Source organism: Nocardia pneumoniae NBRC 100136 (genome assembly GCF_000308755.1).
Taxonomy (GTDB): Bacteria; Actinomycetota; Actinomycetes; order Mycobacteriales; family Mycobacteriaceae; genus Nocardia; species Nocardia pneumoniae.
Window position 1 is genome coordinate 347,417 of the sequence record NZ_BAGF01000152.1, and the last position, 19,705, is coordinate 367,121.

Here is a 19,705-nt window from a genome sequence, read left to right on the forward strand (position 1 = left end):
GCCAGGTCCGTCGAGGCCAGGAGAACCCGTCACTTGTCAGGATCCGGTGGTTCCAGCCGAGCCGCTTCCCGCGTGCGTTCCCGAGTCGCTGCCCGTGCGTCCGCCCGGCTGCCTTGACGCGCTCGCACCGGAATGGCTTCCCGCGTTTCCGCCCGAGCTGCTCGACGCGCCGCCGGTGCTCGCAGTGGAGTCGGTTCCCGCACCGTCCCCGGTCCGACTCGATGCCCCGGTGTGGGAATCGGTTTCCGTGCCGCCGACCGTGCTTGCGCCGGATCGACTCGATGTGCTCGGGGCGGAGCGGCTCCTTGCCCCTGCGCCCGCAGCGCTCGATGTATGCACGGATTCACCCACCGCGGACACCCTCGACCGACTGGGCACGTTCGCCGTGGAAGCGATCGATGTATCCGTGGCGCTCACCGTTTCGAGGTCGAACGCGGTTGGCACCTCCGGGGGCGGGAAACTCCCGACCGTCGGTATGGCGAGGTCGGCGGGTAATTCGGCGGCTTCGCCGGTTCCTGGCCGCGATCCACCGGATCCCGAGGTGTTCAACCAGACCGGCATCGGCGGCGCTCCGGACGATTCCACGGCGGTCGCGCGCGGGTTCGGCATGGAATGCGGTGGTCGGATCGGCGCGTCCGGCGGCCCGGCAGTTGCGGCGTCGAGTGCCGAATTCCGGTAGCCGACAAGGTAATCGGTGCTGATCCAGCGAGCGGTATGCGGCTGGGTCGAGCCAGGGCGGTCCTCGTGCCTACCGTCGTGACCCGCGACGAAGGGGCTGAGCGGGACGACCTTGCGCACATCCAGCGCCTGCGGCCCGCCCGAATCGGCGGGATTCGTGCTGGACATCGCCACCACACCCACAGCGGCGAGCACGGCGGCGGCCCCGGCCAGGGCCGCGACGCTTCTCGCTGGATGACCGGTTCGAGGTGGCGGCACCAAGAGTTCGGCCCCGCCGACGCCGCGTGCGGCGAGCGCCGCCGCACCGATGGCGATGCAGTGCGCGGGATCGGGCGCCGTGACGACCGGACAGCCGAGTTCGTCCGCCAGCACCCGGGCGACCTCGGCGGGACGGGCCGCGCCGCCCACCAGCAGGACTCGGTCGATATCGGCGGATGTGCGCCCCGCGGACCGGATGCACTCGTGCAGCAGCGGCAGCGATGACCGGATGAATTCGGCTCGTAGCCCCGCCACCGCCGCATCCGGCAGGTCGCCGGGAAGACCGGGCGAGGTGGTGTCGGCGGTGAGGTCATGGGCGTAGTTGGCCAGCAGCGCGCTGAACGCCCGCCCGCCGAACGCCGACGAGCGCACCGGGCGGCCGACGATCCTGGCGCCGTCTTCGGGATCGATCCGAAGCAACGTGATGTCGAGACCGCCGCCGCCGAGATCGTAGACCAGTATTTCGGTCGATTCCTCTGGCATCCCTTGCATTTCGAGCCAGGCCGCGGCGGCGATCGGTTCCGGCGTCAAGGCGATTCTCGCCAACCCCTCGGCATCGAGCGCCGCCCGCAGCACGGATAGTTCGTCAACGGAATATATTGCCGGACAGGCCAATACCGTATCGGCTTCCGAATCCACCGTCTTGATCAGATAACCGGTCATCGCGGCGACGATTTCGGCATCGGACAGGATGTATTGGCGGGCAATCGGTTCCGCATCGGTTTCAGCAGCGGAATCCTGGATCTCGGCCAGGGATGGCAAACCGCCGATGGCTCCGTGCGGGATGGCCTGCGTACGGCAAATCCGTATCCCTTTCTCCACGCCGTCGGAGACGACGGCCGCCACCGAGTTCACCGTGCCGACACTCAAACCCACACCACATGACATACCCAATTCCCATCGTGCTCAGGTCGTGCCGTCCCTCATCCGGCACGACCTTTACCCGACCCGAGAGGATAGTTTAGCCTGACCTAACTCAGTTGTTCGCACGATATCGTTCGGAGGAATCCGTGACCGGAATCCCGCTGGTCGACACTTCCGGCTCGGTGGCCGCACCGGTCATCGTGGTGCTGCCTGGTCCGCGGGCCGACACCGTGCGGTGGGGCGAGCACCATACCGGCGCCCGGTTGACCCGCGAGAGCAGGCGGTGGCCGGTGGCCGAACCCGAGAAACCCCTGAGCCTGCACGATTCGTGGTGGATCGTGGCCGCCGCGGGGGTGTTCGCGGCGTCGGTGCTGGCGGCGGCCGTCTGGATCTCCGTCCATCTGGTCGTCCATCCGGCCTTGCACACCGCCGGGCTGTTCGTGCACCTGGCGGCGCTGGTGGTCGGCTTCGGCGGTGTCCTGATGGCGGACTACCTGGCGCTGCGCTGGCTGGCCGGTCGCAGCACGTTCGCGGAGGCGCTGCACGGCGCCAACCGGCTGCACGCGCCGATCTGGGCCGGGCTGGTCGGCCTGATCGCCAGCGGCTGTGTCCTGGAGCCGAACCTCGCCTCGATGCTGACCCGGACCAAATTGGTCTTGGTCCTGGTCCTCACGCTCAATGGACTCCAGGCCATGATGCTCAGCAAGCGACTGGACCGGCACTGGTCGGCCGCGCTGCCCCCGCGCGTGCTGATCTGGGCGGCCGCTACCGGCGTGATCTCCCAGATCTGCTGGTGGGGAGCCGTTTTCATCGGCTTCTGGAACGCCGAGCAGTGACGGTGGGCGCGGCATCTCGGCCGGGCGGCTGACGGGCCACAGGCGGCATCCGTGCCGTTGTCGGCGGGGACGCTGTCGTCGGTGCGCGATCCGTGCTATCGAGGACGGATGACCCCGACACGCTCCTCCTACGATGTGGTGATCGTCGGCGGCGGCCACAACGGTTTGGTGGCGGCCGCGTATCTGGCGCGGGCCGGGCGATCGGTGCTCGTGCTCGAGCGGCAGCGGCACACGGGTGGCGCCGCGGTGTCGGAGCGGGTGTTCACGGGCGTCGACGCGCGGTTGTCGCGGTACTCGTACTTGGTGAGTCTGCTGCCGTGGTCGATCGTGGACGAGTTGGGGTTGCGGTTCGCGACGCGGCGGCGGCGGATCTCGTCCTATACGCCGGTCGGCGACGGTGGACTGCTCGTGTCCGCGGAGCAGGCGCGGACCGAGGCGAGTTTCGCGCGCCTCACCGGGACGGATCGGGAATTCCGCGCCTGGCAACGGTTCTACGGCGCCACCGGGCGGCTGGCGCGGCGTGTGTTCCCGACGCTGACGCGGCCGCTGCCTACCAAGGATGAGCTGCGGAATCTGGTGGATGACGCGGCCACCTGGGAAGCGCTGTTCGAACGCCCGTTGGGCGAGACCATCGAGTCGAGTTTCGACAACGACATCGTGCGCGGCGTGGTGCTCACCGACGCGCTGATCGGCACGTTCACCCATGCGCACGATCCCTCGCTGCGGCAGAACCGCTGCTTCCTCTATCACGTCATCGGCGGGGGCACCGGGGACTGGGACGTGCCGGTCGGCGGCATGGGCGCACTCACGGGCGCACTGGCCGAGGCGGCGCGCTCGGCGGGCGCCGAGATAGTCACCGGCTGCGCGGCGACCAGCATCGAAACCGACGGCAGCACAGCCGAAGTCGGCTATCCGGACGGAAAGGTCGGCGCGCGTTATGTCCTGGTGAACGCCGCGCCGTACTTATTGGCTGGATTGCTCGGCGAACCTTTGCCGCCGAAACCCGAAGGCGCGCAGTTGAAGGTGAACATGCTGCTGCGCCGGTTGCCGCGTTTGCGCGACACCGAGGTGGATCCGCGCGAGGCATTCGCCGGAACGTTCCACATCGGCGAGTCATACGCCCAGCTCGATCGAGCTTATGGCGAGGCGGCGATCGGTCGTATTCCCTCCGCCCCGCCCGCCGAGATCTACTGCCACACCTTGACCGACCCGACGATCCTGGCGCCCGACCTGGCCGCGCGGGGCGTGCACACGCTCACGCTGTTCGGTTTGCACGCGCGGGCGAAACTGTTCGCCGCCGACCCCGAGGGCGCGAAGGCGGAGCTGATGAAAGCGACACTAGCGCAACTGGATTCGGTGCTCGCCGAACCGATCGCGGACTGCCTGGCGACGGACGCGAACGGCGCGCCGTGCCTGGAGGCGAAGACCCCACCCGAACTCGAGCGCGAGGTCGGCCTCCCCGGCGGTCACATCTTCCACCGCGATCTGGCCTTCCCCTATCTCCCCGAGGACGCCGATCCGGCCGACCCCGCCGCCCGGTGGGGCGTGTCGACCGGCCATCGCAACGTGTTCCTGTGCGGGGCGGGGGCCATCCGCGGTGGCGGGGTCAGCGGCATCCCCGGGCACAACGCCGCGATGGCCGTGCTCGACGCGACTCAGGCGGACTGAGCTTTCAACGCGATCTTCGCGTTGCGCCCGGGCGTCTCCGTGGCGACCGCGGCCTCGGCCGCGGAATCCAGGGGATAGGCGGCCTCGATATCCAGCTTCAGCACACCGCGGGCGGCGAGGTCGATCAGCTCGCCGATCAGCCGCCTGCGCTGCTCGCCGCCGATCTCCTCGATCCGCTTGGACCCCCAGAAGCCTTTGACCACCGTCTGTTTGAAGATGAGACCGCCGGGATCGAGCGACAGCGGCTGGCCCGACAGCGCGCCGAAGGAGATCAGCTCTCCGCCAGGCGCGAGCAGCGCCAGCTCGTCGGCCGCGGCGCGGCCGCCGACCTGATCGACCGCCCGAGCGATCGGCGCGCCCGAGGTCGCGGCTTCGACTTGGTCGCGCCAGCCTTCGCTCTCGGTGTCGAGCACCGGCTCGAAACCGAGTTCGCGCAGCGCCTGGACCGAGGCGGGTCCGCGCACGAGGTTCAGCACGTGCAGCCCGCGTTGCCGGGCGAAGATGTTGACCTGCCTGCCGACCGCGCCGTTGGCGGCGTTGATCACCAGCCACTCGCCGGAGTTCAGGCCGAGGTCTTCCACCAGCATCAGCGCGCTCAACGGCATGGCGAGCAGTTGTGCCGCGGTCTCGTCGGACACCGAATCGGGCACCGGGATCACCTGCCGGGCCGGGACCACGAAGTACTCGGCCCACACGTTCTGCGCTCCGGAGACCGTGACGCGCTGGCCCACCGACACCCCGGTGACGTCGGGACCCACCGCGTCGACACGGGCGACCGCCTCGGTGCCCGGGATGGCGGGCAACGCGGGCCGGTAGCCGTACACGCCGCGCACGATGGCCAAGTCGTGATTGTGGATCGGCGACAGGATCAGCGCGAGCCGCACCTCGCCCGGCCCGGGCTCCGGCGCCGGGCGTTCGGCGGTGGTGAGCACGTCCTTCGGTTCACCGAATGCTTCGATGACAACGGCACGCATATCCGCTCCTTCTCGATCAGTCGTCGGCGACAACGACGTCGACGTCGATGTTGCCGCGGGTCGCGTTGGAATACGGGCACACCTGGTGCGCCTTGTCGGCGAGCGCCTGCGCGTCCTCCCGGGACAGATGGGGCAGCGAGACCTCCAGGGTAACCGCCAGACCGAAGCCCCCGGCGCCGTTCGGGCCGATGCCGACCTTCGCGCCGACCGCGGAGTCGTCGATGTTCGCCTTGGCCTGCTTGCCCACCAGGCGCAGCGCCGAGTGGAAGCACGCCGCGTAACCCGCCGCGAACAGCTGCTCGGGGTTGGTGCCCTCGCCGTTGCCGCCGAGCTCCTTCGGCGTGGACAGCTCCACGTCGATCTTGCCGTCGGTGGTGCGTGCGTTGCCGTTGCGTCCGTCGCCGCTGGCCAGGGCTTCGGCGGTGTAGAGGATCTGCATGTCTAGTCTCCTTCGTTCAACTGGGACATCAGCGATCGCGTCAGTCGCCGCAGGGTGTCGCGCAACGCGAGGAACTCCGCCGGGGACAGGCCACTGGCCTCGGCCATCTCGGCCGGGATGTCGCCTGCCTCGGCGCGCAACGCGCGCCCGCGCTCGGTGAGCTGGATATCGACGCGCCGTTCGTCGGCCGCCGACCGGCGCCGTTCGACCAGACCCGCCGCCTCCAGCCGCTTGAGCAGCGGAGAAAGCGTGCCGGAATCCAGGGCGAGCGCTTGGCAGACGTCGCCGACACTGCGTCCGTCGCGTTCCCACAGCGCCAGCATCACCAGGTACTGCGGATAGGTGAGCCCGAGTCGTTCGAGCTTCGGGCGGTAGACCGCGGTCATCGCCCGGGACGCCGCGTAGAGCGGGAAGCACAGTTGCTCGTCGAGGGTGAGGTAATCGGTCATGAGCAACAATGTAGTGGTCGATTAAGTTGTGTACAACATATGTCGGCGTTGTGGTCGTCACAGCATGGTCGAGCCCGAACAGGATCGCGGCTCAGCGAGCGGGGAAGCGGAGGACGCGATCCTCGCCGGGGTCGACGTTCCCGCGGCCGTCGGTGTCGGACGTGGTCAGCCACAGCGCACCGTCCGGTGCGACGGCTACCGTGCGCAAGCGGCCGTAGCGGTCGCGCAGTTCCGCGCGGGGTGTGCCCAAGCGGCCGTCTTCCAGCGGTACGGTCCACAGCCGTCGGCCGCGCAGCGCGGCGGCGTACAGCGTGTCCGCGGTGATGGCGATGCCCGACGGGGAGGCTTCCGCGGTGGTCCACGTGATCAATGGATCGGTGTAGCCGCGGTCGGCGCCGCCCGAGCCCTCGACGGCGGGCCAGCCGTAGTTGCGGCCGGGTTCGATCAGGTTGATTTCGTCGAATCGGTCTTGGCCGAACTCCGCCGCGTACAACCGGCCGGACCGGTCCCAGGCCAGTCCCTGCACGTTGCGGTGGCCCAGGGTGTAGACCGGCGAGCCGGGGTCCGGATTGCCCGGGGCGGGGCGGCCTTCGGGTGTCAGCCGGAGGATCTTGCCGTTCGGGCTCGCCGGATCCTGCGACCGGCGGGATTGCCCGGCATCGCCGGTTCCGGCGTACAGCATGCCGTCCGGCCCGAAGGCGATCCGCCCGCCGTTGTGGTAGTCGGCCGCCGCGATGCCCGCGAGCAGCACTTCGGGCTGGCCGTCGAGCCGGAACCGCACGATTCGGTTGTCCGTGTCGGCGGTGAAATACGCGTAGACATAGCGGGTTTCGGCATAGTCCGGCGGGACGGCGAGCCCGAGTAGCCCGCCCTCGCCGCGTGCGGCGACGCCGGGCACTTGATACACCTGTTCCGGCGCGCGTCCGGGAACCAGTCGCAGTATCCGTCCGGTGTCGCGCTCGGCCACCAGCGCGGCGCCGTCGGGCAGAAACGCCAATCCCCATGGGACGTCGATATTCTCGGCCACCTGCTCGGGCGCATCCAGATCGGGCTGCCCGGTCGGGCTACTCGGCGAGGTGGTGCCGGCGGGTATCGGCGGGGCGCTTGGTCCGGTCGGGTTCTCCTCGGCGCACGCCGCCATCGCCCCGGCGATCAGTAACCCGGCGACAGCCGCGCGGAACCGCCGAACGTGAGACCGCACCTTTTCCCGGATATCCGCCATCAGCCGAGATACGCGCTGTACCAGTCGAGCACGCGCCGCCAGGCTTCGGTGGCGGCCGTGGCGTTGTAGCGCGGGCCGGTGTCGTTGAAGAAGGCGTGGTCGGCGTCGGGTGCGGTGAAGACCTCGTACGGGTCGCCGGTGCGGGCCAGCGCCGCCTCCGCCGCGGGACGGGACGCGTTCACGCGGGCGTCGGCCGCCGCGTAGATCGCCAGGACCGCGGCGGTCGACGAGGAGAGATCACCATTGTCCGGGAACGGTCCGTAGAAGGGCGTCGCCGCGGCCAACTGCGGTGTGCCTGAGGTCAACAGCAACCACGTCAGGCCGCCGCCGAAGCAGAAACCAGTGGCGCCCAGCTTCTTTCCGTCGACTCGGCGCTGGAGTTCGTCGAGTCCGGCGCCAAGATCGGCCACGAACTGTTCCTGCGGGATACGGCTCAGCTCGGCGGTCGCGGCGGCCGGGTCGGTGAACGCGGCGGTGCCGCCCCGCGAGGAGAGCAGATCGACCGCGAGCGCGGAATATCTGGCACCCGCGAATCGCCCGGCCACCGAGCGAATGTGGTCGGTGAGCCCTTTGTTCTCATGGATGACCAGCACCCCGCCGCGCGGCTGCGGCGCCGCCGCCCACGCCGCTTGCAACTGCGTCTCGCCCGGCCCGGCGAACGTGATGGCGGTCGTGGGGATCGCGTTGGCCGAGCCGGGTGGCGCCGAGGGAGCCGCGGGCGAGGTAGCCGAGTCGATGACCTTGGTGTCGTCACCCGAACACGCGGCGAGCAACGCGGCCGCGGCACTGGCGCCGACCCCGAGCAGAGCCAATCGGCGCAGCGCCTCCCGCCTGGTCAGAATGCCGTCGGCATGGTCGGCGGCGATCTCCTCCGCGATGTAGCGCTGCAACGGCGTCATAGGCCCAACCATAGGCCGGATCGGCCCCGCCCGGGCGCCGTTCACCGGCTGGTCGCCCGCGATGAATCGGCCCGGCCGCACCATTCCGGCAGGTGCGCAGCGTGCTGCCTGCGGCCACCACGCGCGCTCAGAGCCGCGACTGCACCTGGTCGGCGATCAACTCGAGGTGATCGAGGTCGGACAGATCCAGGACCTGGAGATAGATGCGGCTGGTGCCGATCTCGGCGTAGCGGCCGATCTTGTCCACCACCTCGGCGGGCGAACCGGCCAGGCCGTTCGCCTTCAGCTCGTCCACCTCGCGTCCGATCGCCGCCGCTCGGCGCGCCACTTCGGCGTCGGTCGCGCCCACGCACACCACCAGGGCGTTGGAGTAGACCAGGTCGTCGGCCTTGCGGCCGTGTGCTTCGACGGCGGCGCGGACTCGATCGAACTGCCGCGCGCTGTCCTCCATGGAGGAGAACGGCATGTTGAACTCGCTGGCGTACTGCGCGGCCAGCCGCGGGGTGCGGGTGGCGCCTTGGCCGCCGACCAGCACCGGGATCGGGTCCTGCACCGGCTTGGGGAGGGCGGGTGAGTCGGTGAGCTGATAGTGCTTGCCGTCGTAGCTGAAGGTGTCGCCGGGTTTGGTGGCCCAGAGCCCGGTGATGATCGCCAGCTGCTCTTCCATCCGCGCGAACCTGTCGGCGGGGAACGGGATGCCGTAGGCGGCGTGCTCTTCGGCGAACCAGCCGGTGCCGAGACCGAATTCCACTCGGCCGCTGGACATCTGGTCCACCTGGGCGACCTGGATGGCCAGCGGGCCCGGCAGCCGGAACGTGGCCGCGGTGACCAGGGTGCCGAGCCGGATCCGCTCGGTCTCCCTGGCCAGCCCGGCCAGCGTGATCCAGGCGTCGGTCGGACCGGGCAGGCCGTCGGCGTCGCCCATGCTCAGGTAGTGGTCGGAGCGGAAGAACGCGTCGAAGCCCAGGTCCTCGGTGGCCTTGGCGACGGTGAGCAGCGTGTCGTAGCTGGCGCCCTGCTGCGGCTCGGTGAAGATGCGTAGTTGCATATCAGACGACACTAGCCGGTGGGTTGTCGGTGGTTCCGGGCCCAGGCGGGGTTCCGGCTCTCATGAGATGTGTGCGGCCGATGCCGGGTGTGCGTAGCTGCGGGCGATGTATGCGGCGCGCAGCCGGTACAGCGCGTGGGGGAGGGCGGTGTCGAGGCCGGTGAGTCGGCCGATCCGCTTGAGGCGGTGGTCGACGGTATTGGGGTGCAGGTACATCGCGCGTGAGGTGCGTTGGCGGTTGAAGTCGTTGCGAATGTGCTCGCGCAGGGTCTGGAAGAGCTCGGGGTGGTCGACCAGGGGGTCGAGCAGCGCGGCCAGGCGTTCGCGCCCGGGGCCGGGACGAGTGAGCTGGTACTCGAGCGCCAAGTCGTCGAACCGGTACAGTCCGGGCGGGCTCTGCAGGCGTTGAACCATGTCCAGCAGTTCGTGCGCTTGGTCGGCGGCGTCGGGAATCCGGTCCGGGTCGGTGGCCACCGCGGCGGCCGTGATCGGTGTGTCGGTGGCCGCGGCCAGTGCGGCGACCAAGTCGTCCAGGGCGTTCTCGGTGAGGAGTGCCACCGGGACCAGGATCGTCCCGCCGATCGCGCTCAGCAGGCTCGGCACCTGCCGCCCACACTGGACGGTCAGGCAGATCCGCATGCGCTGCCGCACGGCGTGCCCGTCCCCGCCGGGTCGAGCGGGATGCTTCTCGCCTTGTTCGCCGACCGCGATGGCCAGCACGCGGTAGCGGTCGGCGACCGGAAAACCGTGCTCCCGGTACACCTTCGCGGTGTGCTGCCCGCTGAGCAGCGCCGCGGCGACGGCGTGCGGAGCCGTCTGCTCCGCGCCGGGAGCGATGGACAGGTAGGCCAGCGACACGGTCGCCATGACCGCGTGGAGGACGTCGAAGAGTCGCCCTATGTCGTTGTGCCGCAGGAGGTGCGCGGATCCGTGCAGCTGATCGTCGAGATACAGCCGGAAGCCCGCGTGGATGAGGTGCTGGACGGTGTCCAGCGGAATGCCGACGCAGGCCCATCGGGTTGCCGCGGTCAGGATGCGGTCCATCCGGGACGGGTGCTCACCGCGATCGGCTGCCACCAGGTCGAGGCAGTGGGCGACGGTCGCGCGGATCTCTTCCCGCAGCAGGTTTCCTCGTGCGGCGTGCCGCTGCGGAATGATGTCGAGCAGGTGTCGCACGATGTGCTCGTCGGCGGGGACGAATCCGGCGGACGCGGTGCGCGTGGAAGACATGGCCGCCGCTCAAACGGCTACCGAGGTGGCCACGGCCCCGGTATCGAGTCCGTGGGTCGGCGCCTGCCCTGTCATCGCCAGGGCGGTATGGTGCGCCCGTTGCGTCGTTGCAAACATGTCGCTGCTTCCCGTCGTCGATCCGCGTTTCACTCGAATGCCTTGGCGCAGCCGGTAGTTCACACCACACGGGATTCGCGCCATCGCGAGGTCGCGGTCATTGAAATGTAAGACCCGGTGGCTTCGATCGTCACTGCACGGGTAGACGAAGTAATGGTCGGCCAGGTTGTCGCCGATGACGAAAGTCCGCGACTCGGGATACGGACAGGACGGAGTGTTCGCGTGCGGGATCTACCGGTGATCGTCGTCATGGGTGTGTCGGGCTCCGGGAAGACGACCGTCGGCACCCGCCTCGCCGACGCCTTGGGCGTCGAATATCTCGAGGGCGACGAGTTCCATCCACCGGCGAACATCGCGAAGATGGCGGCGGGGACGCCACTGGATGACGCCGACCGCGCGCCGTGGCTGGACGCCCTTGCCGCCGCGATGGCCGAGCGCTCCGAGAGGGGCGCGGTGGTCACCTGTTCGGCTCTCAAACGCGCCTACCGCGACCGGTTGCGCGCGGCCGTGCCCGATGCCTTCTTCCTGCATCTGGACGTGCCGCGCGAGGAACTCGAGCGACGGATCGCCAACCGTCGCGGACACTTCCTGCCGCTGAGCCTGCTCGACTCGCAGCTCGCCACGCTGGAGCCGCTGGACGGCGACGAGAGGGGCGGCTCAGTCGACGCGACCCGCACGCCCCAGGAGTTGATCGGTGAGGTCGCGGCGGTGCTGGGTAGGTGACCCGCGCGGAGAGTCCGGGCGGACATTTGCCAACCGTCAGCGGTGTGGGCGGGCCAGGTCTCGCAAGGCTGAATCCTTGTGCTCGCGGATGATGTCACCGAGCCGGAAGACCTCGCGCGGGTCCGGCAGCATGCGGCGCTTGACGAAAACGCCGATGCGGGCGATTCCGCGCACCGCGGTCGTGAAAGCCCTGGGCGGCGCGGTGAGGCGGAGCGTCGAGACGACATGATCTTCACATAGTGCGAGGGCCAGCCATCGGCCGAGCCACTGGAGGGGTCGAGGGAACCATCGGGTGGCGAACTGGTCGATCAATGCGTTCGCCAACCGTTGCCCTTCGGGTGAGTAGGCGAAATCCGGGCCGTGCTCGTAGTTTTCGAGATAGCTCTCGGCTTCCTGCCAGGTACGGGGCACCTCGGTGATGCCCATTCCCTCCGAGACCCGGTGCCAATGCGAGTACTGGGCGCGGCGCTCCGTCTCGGTCAACCCGGGCGCTCCCGCTACCTTCCGCAGCAGCCGGTCGTAGAACAGGGCGAAGACGACCGCACTGTGCAGGAAGGTATGCGTCGGCATCGGCCAGCCGCGCGCCACCGACGAATGCCAGTTCCGCACGTGGGTCATGCTTTCGGTGGACGCGCGGCTGGTCACGCCGTCATCGATCCACGAGAACAAATGGAACATGGTCTCGTCCGCCCGCCGGATGCCGTGCTCGTAGAGCATTCCGGCGCCGTCGCGATCCACCGGCGCCGCCGCTTCCGGTGGGCCCGCGAAGCGGACGAAACCGATCGTGTACAGCAGGTGCACCACCATCAGGCTCCGGGGCAGCAGCTGGGCGGTGGTCAGCCGCACGATGCGTTCCGCGTCGGCGTCCGGATCCAGCCGCTCGATCTCGGCGCGGATCCATTTGTAGCCATGTCGTCCAGTTGTCACGGCTGCCTCCATCCAGGTATCGGGAGTCGGGTGTCGGCACGCGGGTCCGATTGCGGGGCGCGTGGCAGCGCAGCGTCCTTTAGTTAAAGCTGCACTCTAGTGAAATATTTCATTAGAGTAGAGATCTAGTCAAGGGGTGTTTGTGTTTGTGCGGATGGCGCGCGGACGCTTTCGCGCGGACGCGGCGAGATGGGAAGCGGACTCGCGCTCGAGGCGCGAGTCGGTTAGAGGCCGCCGAGCTGGGACAGCGTGGCGAAAGCGAGATCGAGGCCGCGCCAGAGGGTGTCGATCTCCGCGGTCGCTGTGGGCGCCGAGGCCGGGTCCTGGAGGGCGAGACCGTTGCCGAAGATGACGACGTTGGCGCCCGCGTCGGCGAAACGAAGCAGCGGACCGGTCGCGACGCCGGAACCGAGCAGCGAGTCCAGGCCCTCGCCGACGAAGTAGAAGCGCCACAGTGGTCCGAGGTCGGCGCCGTAGACCGCTTTGGTCGCGCCGATGATCAGCGAGCCCTGCTGGGCTATCGCGTCGACGATGCGGAAATAGTCCGCGGCGTTGGCAGCGGTGCTGCCGACCGCCGCGACGGAGTAGGACAGGTCGACGGTCAGGTGTGCGTTGTAACCGGCCATCGCGACGCGCGCGGGGGAGAGTTCGCAGTGGCGGGCCAGGCCGAAGTAGTGCGTCCAGTGTGGTTGCGCGGGTGCGCCGGTGAATTCGGCATGCACGTTGCCCAGGAAGCGGGACAGCAACTCGAGGCTGAGCCGGTGCGCCCACTCCGGGTCGGCGAACGCCGCGGGGTCGCGCTGCAACGGCAGCACCGCGGCGTATTCGACCGCGTCGAGGCCGAGTGCGAACACTCCGCGCCGGTCGCGGTGGCGGACCAGGATTTCGGTGATCCGATGGTGATTGTCGATGGCCTGTTCCAGTCGGCGCAGCGACGAACCGGTCAGTGTCGTTGTGTCGGAGAGCGTGGCGACGGTCGCGGTTTCGGCGGGTGTCAACGGAGTTCCGCAGGCCGTGTCGATCGGCGCGGCGGAAGCCATGGTGCCACGGAACACGCCGGTGCAGAGAAACACCGTCAGGAGCGTGAGGGTCGAAAAGGACCGGCGCAGACGTGGTCTGCGCGTACGGGTGTATCTCATCGTCGCTCCGGATGTCGTGAATCGCGTAGTGGCATCGGCACGCCCGAAGCGACTGTGCTCGGCGATGTGCCGCCGCCGGAGGGGCGGCGGCACAGGGCGGGATTCGAGCCTAACCCAGCTGATCGCCCTCCGCCGCGCGACGGTCGGCGCGGATCAGGAACCGGAGGACGCGTTCGGCAGGCCGAGTTCGGCGATGTCGGAGATCAGCAGTCCCGCGCCGACCAGCAGCGAACCCACCGCGATCGCGCCGAACACGAAAACCCACAGCAGGCCGGGCAGCCGAGTGAGCCGCGCGAGTTGATCGGCATCGGAGTCGACCTCGTGATACCGGGACCGCTGCTGGCGCGAGCGGCTGCGTTGCAGCTCGACCACCGGGCGTGCCCCGGCGAACAGCAGGAACCACGCGCCCAGGTACGCGAAACCCGCCTGCAATGTGTCGGTTCCGAACCAGGACACCGCGAAGACCAGCCCGCCGAGACCGAGCACGGTGATGCCGCCGTAGATGTTCCTGATCTTGATCAAGAGCGCGGCCAGCAGCGCGATCGCGGTCCAGAGCATCAGCGTGATCCGGCTCGCGCCGAGCAGCGCGGCGAATCCGAGGCCCAGCAGCGGCGGCGCCGGATAACCCGCCATCGTCGTGAGGATCATGCCGAAGCCATAGGGCTTTCCACTCGACACCGTCAGGCCCGACGTGTCGGAATGCAGCCGGATGCTGTTGAGCTTCCGTCCGGTCAGCAAAGCGACCACGGCATGCCCGCCTTCGTGCGCGATGGTGACGATGTTGCGGGTGAACCGCCAGATCGGTGTGTAACCCACCAGCACGAGCGCGGCTACCGCGGCCGCCGCCACCAGCCACCACGGCGGTTGCGCTTGCGTCGTCGTCAGACGGTCGGCGATGGAGGCACCGCGCTCGACAAATTCCGCTCTATCCACCGCCGCACCTTAACCGCCCCGCCCACGCCCGCGCTCGGGCAAGCGTTCCCGGCCGCACCACCGGCTCCGACCCCTCAACTCTTGCGGAGCACACCCTCGATATTGCCGACCCCGCCCGAAGTGATGTAGGACAGCGAACCATCAGGCCGCAGCGTGGCGGTCGAGGCGGAGCCGTCGTCCCAGCAGCTGGAGGAGCCGCCGGACAGGCGTGCGACGAATGCGATCTGAGTCTCGGTGGCGCCGGTCAGCCGCTCGGTGCGTTCGCAGCGCTGGCCGGACAGCTTGCCGGTGTTCGACGACTGCGCCACTTCTTCACCGACAGCGCCGTCGCGGATGGTCAGCACGATGTCGAACGTGGCGAGAGCGTCGCGGGCAACCCCGCGCCATTCGCCGACGAACGCTGTGGGCACCGTTGTGACGGGAGAACCGGTCAGCGTTCGGGCCGCCGCGGTCGTGGTGACCGCCTCTGTGGAATGGGTGGCGGTGGCCGCGGTCGAGTCGCTGCCGCGCAGCTGGGCGCCGACCGCGAAGGCCGCTACCGCGACGGCGACAGCGACCACGAGAGCGGCCGCAATCAGGATCGCGCGGCGCGGAGTGGATGCCTGCGCATGCCCGAACTGCGAAGGCTGTTGGGCGGGTGGGGAAGTCGGCTGCCCGACGGGAGGGTGCCCGAATGCGGGGGAGGGGTGCGGGCCTGGTTGCCATGTTCGTGTCGGCGCGGAATGCTCTGCGCTGCCGCTCCGGGTATGCGGTGGGGGAGTCGTCGGGCGAGCAATGGTGTCGGCGGTGCGTGCCGGATCCGCCGAGCCGGGCGTCATACGGTCCGGCCCGTGGATCGAGCCGGGTGCTGGAGAGTGCGGCCAGTTGACCGGACCGGGCGTCGGAGAGTGCGGCCGGTCGATGGAACCGGGTGTCGGAGAGTGCGGCCGGTCGATCGGAGCGGGGGTCGGAGAGTCCGGGCGGGGCGTCGGAGAGTGCGGCTGATCGACCGAAGCGGGTGTCGCTGACTTCGGCCGGTCCAGCGGACCGAGGGGAGTGGGGTCCAGCTGGTCGAGCGTTCCGGAGTCCAGGTCGAGCAGTTCTATCGCGCGTCTGCTGACCTGTTCCAGCAGTGGGCCGGGCAGCCAGCCGCCGCGATCGGGGATGCCGAGGGCGGTCAGCTGGGTGAGCAGCTGGTCCAGGGTCGGGCGCGCCGCGGCGTCCTTGGTCAGGCAGGCCGCCACCAGCGGACGCAAGCGTTCCGGAACGTCGTCGAGCTGGGGTTGCTCGTACACCACCCGCCACAGCATCTGCATCGTCTCGCCGACGCCGAACGGCCCGTGACCGGTCGCCGCGAACACGAGCACGCCGCCGAGCGAGAAAATGTCCGCGGGCGGACCGATCGGATCGCCGGTCACCTGCTCCGGGCACATGAATCCCGGTGAACCGATGACCTTTCCGGTCGTGGTGAGCTTGCTGTCCTCGATGGCGCGGGCGATGCCGAAATCGATCACCTTCGGGCCGTCCAGGGCCAGCAGGACATTCGACGGTTTGAGGTCGCGGTGCACCACGCCCGCCCGATGGACCCCCATCAGCGCCTCGACCAGCCCGTGCGCCAGCACGAGCAGCGAGTTCTCGGTGAACGGACCATAGGTGTCGACCGCGTCGGCCAGTGCGAAACCAGCCACATAACCGGTGGCCAGCCAGGGTGGTTCGGCGTCGACGTCGGCGTCGAGCACCGGTGCGGTGAACCGTCCGCCGACCCGGCGCGCCGCGGTGACCTCGCGCCGGAAGCGCGCGCGGAATTCGGCGTCGATCATGTCCGGGCGGATCACCTTGACCGCAACGGTGCGCCCGCCCGCATTGCGCCCCAGATAGACCCGGCCCATGCCGCCCGCGCCTAGCACACCGAGCAGCCGATAGTCGCCGATCCGCGTCGGATCGCTCGCACCGAGCGGTTGCATCGCTGCTGGCTCCCTTCGAATGGCCTCGACCCTCCGAAAGGCTACTCAGTGGGCGCGCCCGTGTCCGGATCGCCCGGAATCGCCACTAACTCGCCATGCTGGGCTGCGGCGTGCTCCGGTCCCGCCGCGCGCGCCTGGCCAGCAGATATGCCGCGAGCGCCGCGGGTATGTTCATCAGCACGCCGTATACCGCGCCCGGCACGGCCATCGCGTCCTCGTGCAGAACCGAAGCGGCGACGGCGATCGCGATCGCCCCGTTATGGATGCCGATCTCCATGGCCGAAGCGATCGCCTGATCGGTGTCCACCCGGAACAACCGGGGCACGAAGTAGCCGATGGTCAGACTGATCACCGCGAAGGACAGGCAGATCGAGGCCAGCGTGCCGATGTTCTCGGTGAGCGTCTCGAAGTTCTTGCCCACCGCCGCGGCGACCACGAGCGCGAGCACCACGATGGACAGGATCTTGACCGTGCCGCGCATCCGCTGCGACCACGCCTGGAACCGCCGGTGCACCACCATGCCGATCGCGACGGGCACCAGCACGATGGCGAAGACCTGCGCGAACTTGTCCGGACGCAGTCCAAGCGATCCGTCGCCGTCCAGGAACAACGTGTAGGCCAGCGCGACCACCACCGGCATGGTGAACACCGCGAGCACCGAATTGATCGCCGTCAGCGTGATGTTCAGCGCGACGTTGCCGCCGGCGATGTGGCTGAACAGATTGGCCGACGGCCCGCCCGGCGAAGCGGCGAGCAGCATCATGCCCACGGCCAGCGCGCCGTCGAGGCCGAACAGGTAGACCATGCCCAGGCACAGTGCGGGCAGCACCACCATCTGGCACACCAGCGCGATCAGCGCCGCCTTCGGATACCGCAGCACCCGCGCGAAATCGTCCACCGTCAGGGTCAATCCGAGCCCGAACATCACCAAGGCCAGGGCCAGCGGCAGGAACACCGCGAAAACCGTTGAACCCATACGGATCTCCTCTCCGCCGACGGGCCGCCCGGCCGGGTCGACCCGGGGATCGACGTTATCGACTCCCGGCGGGGGTTGCCAGCTCTGGTCGGGCGGTGACGGTCACACCGGCGGCGGCCGTGCCTTCGCCAGAAGACGGAGCGCGGTGCGGGGCGGATCGATCGGAACAGGTGCGCCGACGAGTACGGGCGACCAGTCCCGGTCAGGCGGTGACGGTCACACCGGCGGCGGCCGACTCGCGCGCCTTCGCCAACAGGCGCACGGTGGTGACAGCGTCGCGCGGGTCCACCGGAACCGGCGCGCCGTCGAGTACGGCGGCGGCCATCGCGGAGTAGAACGCGGGGTAGTCGCCCGGCTCTGTGGGTAGCGGCGCGAAGTCCGGTTCGGTGCCCAGAACGCCCCAGCGTTCGGATTCGACTGTGCCCCAGGGCAATCCGTCGTCGGGGCGGCGGCCGGACCGCAGCGCGTTTTCCTGCGGGTCGAGCCCGTAGGTGACGTAACCGGCTTCGGAGCCGAGTACCCGGAAGCGCGGGCCGGGTTGCGGGGCGACGGCATTCATCCAGAGATGGGACCGTACACCGCTGGTGTGGGTGAGCGCGACGAACGCGTCGTCGTCGGTGGTGATCGTCTCGCGCCGCCGGTCGAGTTCGCAGTACACCGAGCGCACCGGGCCGAACAGCGTCACGGCTTGGTCCACCAGGTGGCTGCCGAGGTCGAGCAGGATGCCCGCGCCCTCGTCGTCGGAGCCGATCTCCCGCCAGCCGCCTTTGGGGACCGGGCGCCAGCGCTCGAACCGCGACTCGAAACGGCGCACCACGCCGAGTTTTCCGGTCCGCACGAGTTCGCGCACGGTACGGAAGTCGCCGTCCCAGCGCCGGTTCTGGAAGACCGACAGCGCGAGCCCGGACCGCTCCGCTCGCACGACGAGATCTTCGGCGTCGGCCACCGACACCGCGAACGGTTTGTCCACCACCACCGGCAATCCGGCGTCGAGCGCCTGCCCGGCCAGCGGCGCGTGCGTGCGGTTGGGCGTCGCGATCACGACCAGATCGATCCCGGTCGGCGCGGCGAACAGCTCCTCGGCGTGCGAGACCACGCGCACGCCAGGGTGCTCGCGCCGCGCTAGCTCGGCGCGTTCGGCTGACGAGGTGACCACCGCCGCCACCCGCATCCGAGGCTCGGCGGCGATCAGCGGTGCGTGGAACACCGACCCGGCCAAGCCAAAGCCCACAATGGCGACGTCGAGGATGCTCATACCGTGACGCTACCGTCGCCGGATGAACGCTGCGGTCGTCTTGCCGACCCCGCCTGTGGCGCTTGCGCGGAGCGCGCCGTGGGCGCGCGACCGCAGGATATGGACGATTGTGGCGGAAGCTCAGGTCGGTTCGTCCCCGGCTTCGTCGGTCCAACGCCGCACCCAATCCTGTAGCGGGGCGAGCGCGGCCACCAGATCCACCCCGTCGCCGCTGAGGTGATACCCGCTGTTTCCCGCGACGACGATCCGCGCCGCACGCAATTCGCGCAGCCGATCGTTGAGCACGCTGGCCGACACGCCATCGCAGCGCGCCTGCAACTCGCGAAAGGTGACCGCGCGTCCGTCACGCAGTTCCCACAGCATCCGGAGCGTCCACCGTCTGCCGAGCAGATCCAGCAGCACCATGATCGGGCGTCCCGAGCGCGAGCCGCGCACCGGGGAGCCGACCGCGGGCACCTTGTCTGCTTCGGATTCCGAAGCTACCATCGTCACCGTCCTTGCTCTGATTTTCGAAGCAAGGATACCGACATCGAGAGGCCCGAACCATGACAGCGAAACAAGCCCGCCCTCGCATCGCGCCGCTGAGCCCGCCGTACCCGCCCGGCGTGGAGGAACAGCTGCTCAAATGGATGCCGACCGGTGCGGCGGTCGAACCGCTGGCGCTGTTCCGCACCCTCGCGATCCACGAGGAACTGTTCGGCCGCATGCGTCCGCTCGGAGCGGGCATCCTCGGTCACGGTCGCGTCCCGCCGCGCGACCGCGAAATCGTCATCCATCGCGTCTGCGCCAGGGCAGGCGCGGAGTACGAGTGGGGTGTGCACGCCGTGGTCCAGGCGCCCGAGGTGGGTGTGACCGTCGAGCAAACCGACGCCACCGCGACCGCTGCCGCCGACGACCCGGTGTGGTCGCCGCAGGACGCCGTGCTCGTGCGGCTCGCCGACGAACTGCACGACACCGCGGACATCTCCGATGACCTGTGGCCGGAACTCACCGCACGCTACGGCGACGATCAGATCCTCGAACTCGTCACCATCGCGGGCTGGTATCGCCTGCTCAGCTCCGTGCTCAACGCCGCGCGTACGCCCCACGAGCCGTGGGCACGGCGATTCCCCGTCCGCACCGCGTGA

General features: G+C 69.3%; 19 protein-coding genes. 4 read left to right on the forward strand and 15 right to left on the reverse strand.

Going from position 1 to position 19,705, the window contains the following annotated elements; all coding sequences use genetic code 11:
* Window positions 1-36 precede the first annotated feature (36 nt).
* The gene (locus ON34_RS34110) at window positions 37-1,806 is read right to left on the reverse strand and encodes an Hsp70 family protein (RefSeq protein ID WP_169333925.1); all 1,770 of its coding nucleotides are present in this window, start codon (window positions 1,804-1,806) and stop codon (window positions 37-39) included.
* Between the two features lie 140 nt (window positions 1,807-1,946).
* Here ON34_RS34110 and ON34_RS33095 point away from each other — a divergent pair, with 140 nt between their 5' ends.
* Together ON34_RS33095 and ON34_RS33100 are read left to right on the forward strand one after the other, a co-directional pair.
* A complete protein-coding gene (locus ON34_RS33095) occupies window positions 1,947-2,636 on the forward strand; it encodes a hypothetical protein (RefSeq protein WP_245548311.1) in 690 nt (229 codons plus the stop codon).
* A gap of 108 nt (window positions 2,637-2,744) precedes the next feature.
* Window positions 2,745-4,304, forward strand: a complete 1,560-nt coding sequence (locus ON34_RS33100; RefSeq protein WP_040787282.1) for a phytoene desaturase family protein — start codon at window positions 2,745-2,747, stop codon at window positions 4,302-4,304.
* Here the strand turns inward: ON34_RS33100 and ON34_RS33105 are convergent.
* From ON34_RS33105 to ON34_RS33135, 7 genes are all read right to left on the reverse strand, one after another.
* Window positions 4,292-5,278, reverse strand: coding sequence for a zinc-binding dehydrogenase (locus ON34_RS33105; protein ID WP_040787285.1), 987 nt, complete (start codon window positions 5,276-5,278; stop codon window positions 4,292-4,294). The genes ON34_RS33100 and ON34_RS33105 overlap by 13 nt on opposite strands.
* Before the next feature lie 16 nt (window positions 5,279-5,294).
* On the reverse strand, window positions 5,295-5,717 hold the full coding sequence (locus ON34_RS33110; RefSeq protein ID WP_040787287.1) for an organic hydroperoxide resistance protein: 423 nt from the start codon (window positions 5,715-5,717) through the stop codon (window positions 5,295-5,297).
* Between the two features lie 2 nt (window positions 5,718-5,719).
* On the reverse strand, window positions 5,720-6,166 hold the full coding sequence (locus tag ON34_RS33115) for a MarR family winged helix-turn-helix transcriptional regulator (protein ID WP_040787290.1): 447 nt from the start codon (window positions 6,164-6,166) through the stop codon (window positions 5,720-5,722).
* A 91-nt stretch (window positions 6,167-6,257) separates the two neighbouring features.
* On the reverse strand, window positions 6,258-7,307 hold the full coding sequence (locus ON34_RS33120) for a PQQ-dependent sugar dehydrogenase (protein WP_245548318.1): 1,050 nt from the start codon (window positions 7,305-7,307) through the stop codon (window positions 6,258-6,260).
* 80 nt (window positions 7,308-7,387) lie between these two features.
* A complete protein-coding gene (locus tag ON34_RS33125; RefSeq protein ID WP_040787295.1) occupies window positions 7,388-8,287 on the reverse strand; it encodes a dienelactone hydrolase family protein in 900 nt (299 codons plus the stop codon).
* A gap of 127 nt (window positions 8,288-8,414) precedes the next feature.
* On the reverse strand, window positions 8,415-9,335 hold the full coding sequence (locus ON34_RS33130) for an LLM class F420-dependent oxidoreductase (protein ID WP_040787298.1): 921 nt from the start codon (window positions 9,333-9,335) through the stop codon (window positions 8,415-8,417).
* A 60-nt stretch (window positions 9,336-9,395) separates the two neighbouring features.
* Window positions 9,396-10,565 carry a PucR family transcriptional regulator gene (locus ON34_RS33135; protein ID WP_051023483.1) on the reverse strand — a complete coding sequence of 390 codons (1,170 nt, stop codon included), beginning with the start codon at window positions 10,563-10,565 and terminating at the stop codon, window positions 9,396-9,398.
* 366 nt (window positions 10,566-10,931) lie between these two features.
* On the opposite strand from ON34_RS33135, the gene ON34_RS33140 reads away from it, so the two are divergent.
* Complete coding sequence (locus ON34_RS33140; RefSeq protein ID WP_040787499.1) at window positions 10,932-11,405, forward strand: gluconokinase; 474 nt, start codon at window positions 10,932-10,934, stop codon at window positions 11,403-11,405.
* 36 nt (window positions 11,406-11,441) lie between these two features.
* On the opposite strand, the gene ON34_RS33145 is transcribed toward ON34_RS33140, so the two are convergent.
* From ON34_RS33145 to ON34_RS33175, 7 genes are all read right to left on the reverse strand, one after another.
* Window positions 11,442-12,332 carry an oxygenase MpaB family protein gene (locus ON34_RS33145; protein ID WP_157172589.1) on the reverse strand — a complete coding sequence of 297 codons (891 nt, stop codon included), beginning with the start codon at window positions 12,330-12,332 and terminating at the stop codon, window positions 11,442-11,444.
* Window positions 12,333-12,556: 224 nt separating this feature from the next.
* Window positions 12,557-13,372, reverse strand: coding sequence for a DUF5995 family protein (locus ON34_RS33150; protein WP_157172593.1), 816 nt, complete (start codon window positions 13,370-13,372; stop codon window positions 12,557-12,559).
* A gap of 252 nt (window positions 13,373-13,624) precedes the next feature.
* A complete protein-coding gene (locus ON34_RS33155) occupies window positions 13,625-14,404 on the reverse strand; it encodes a M50 family metallopeptidase (RefSeq protein WP_040787306.1) in 780 nt (259 codons plus the stop codon).
* A gap of 74 nt (window positions 14,405-14,478) precedes the next feature.
* Window positions 14,479-16,347 carry a serine/threonine-protein kinase gene (locus ON34_RS33160; RefSeq protein ID WP_040787309.1) on the reverse strand — a complete coding sequence of 623 codons (1,869 nt, stop codon included), beginning with the start codon at window positions 16,345-16,347 and terminating at the stop codon, window positions 14,479-14,481.
* An 85-nt stretch (window positions 16,348-16,432) separates the two neighbouring features.
* The gene (locus ON34_RS33165; protein WP_040787312.1) at window positions 16,433-17,323 is read right to left on the reverse strand and encodes a bile acid:sodium symporter family protein; all 891 of its coding nucleotides are present in this window, start codon (window positions 17,321-17,323) and stop codon (window positions 16,433-16,435) included.
* Between the two features lie 202 nt (window positions 17,324-17,525).
* Window positions 17,526-18,578 (reverse strand): Gfo/Idh/MocA family protein, encoded by a 1,053-nt coding sequence (locus tag ON34_RS33170; RefSeq protein WP_040787314.1) that lies wholly within the window; start codon window positions 18,576-18,578, stop codon window positions 17,526-17,528.
* 120 nt (window positions 18,579-18,698) lie between these two features.
* Window positions 18,699-19,064: a winged helix-turn-helix transcriptional regulator gene (locus tag ON34_RS33175; protein WP_040787317.1), complete on the reverse strand. Its 366-nt coding sequence runs from the start codon at window positions 19,062-19,064 to the stop codon at window positions 18,699-18,701.
* A 59-nt stretch (window positions 19,065-19,123) separates the two neighbouring features.
* On the opposite strand from ON34_RS33175, the gene ON34_RS33180 reads away from it, so the two are divergent.
* Window positions 19,124-19,705, forward strand: coding sequence for a carboxymuconolactone decarboxylase family protein (locus tag ON34_RS33180; protein WP_040787320.1), 582 nt, complete (start codon window positions 19,124-19,126; stop codon window positions 19,703-19,705).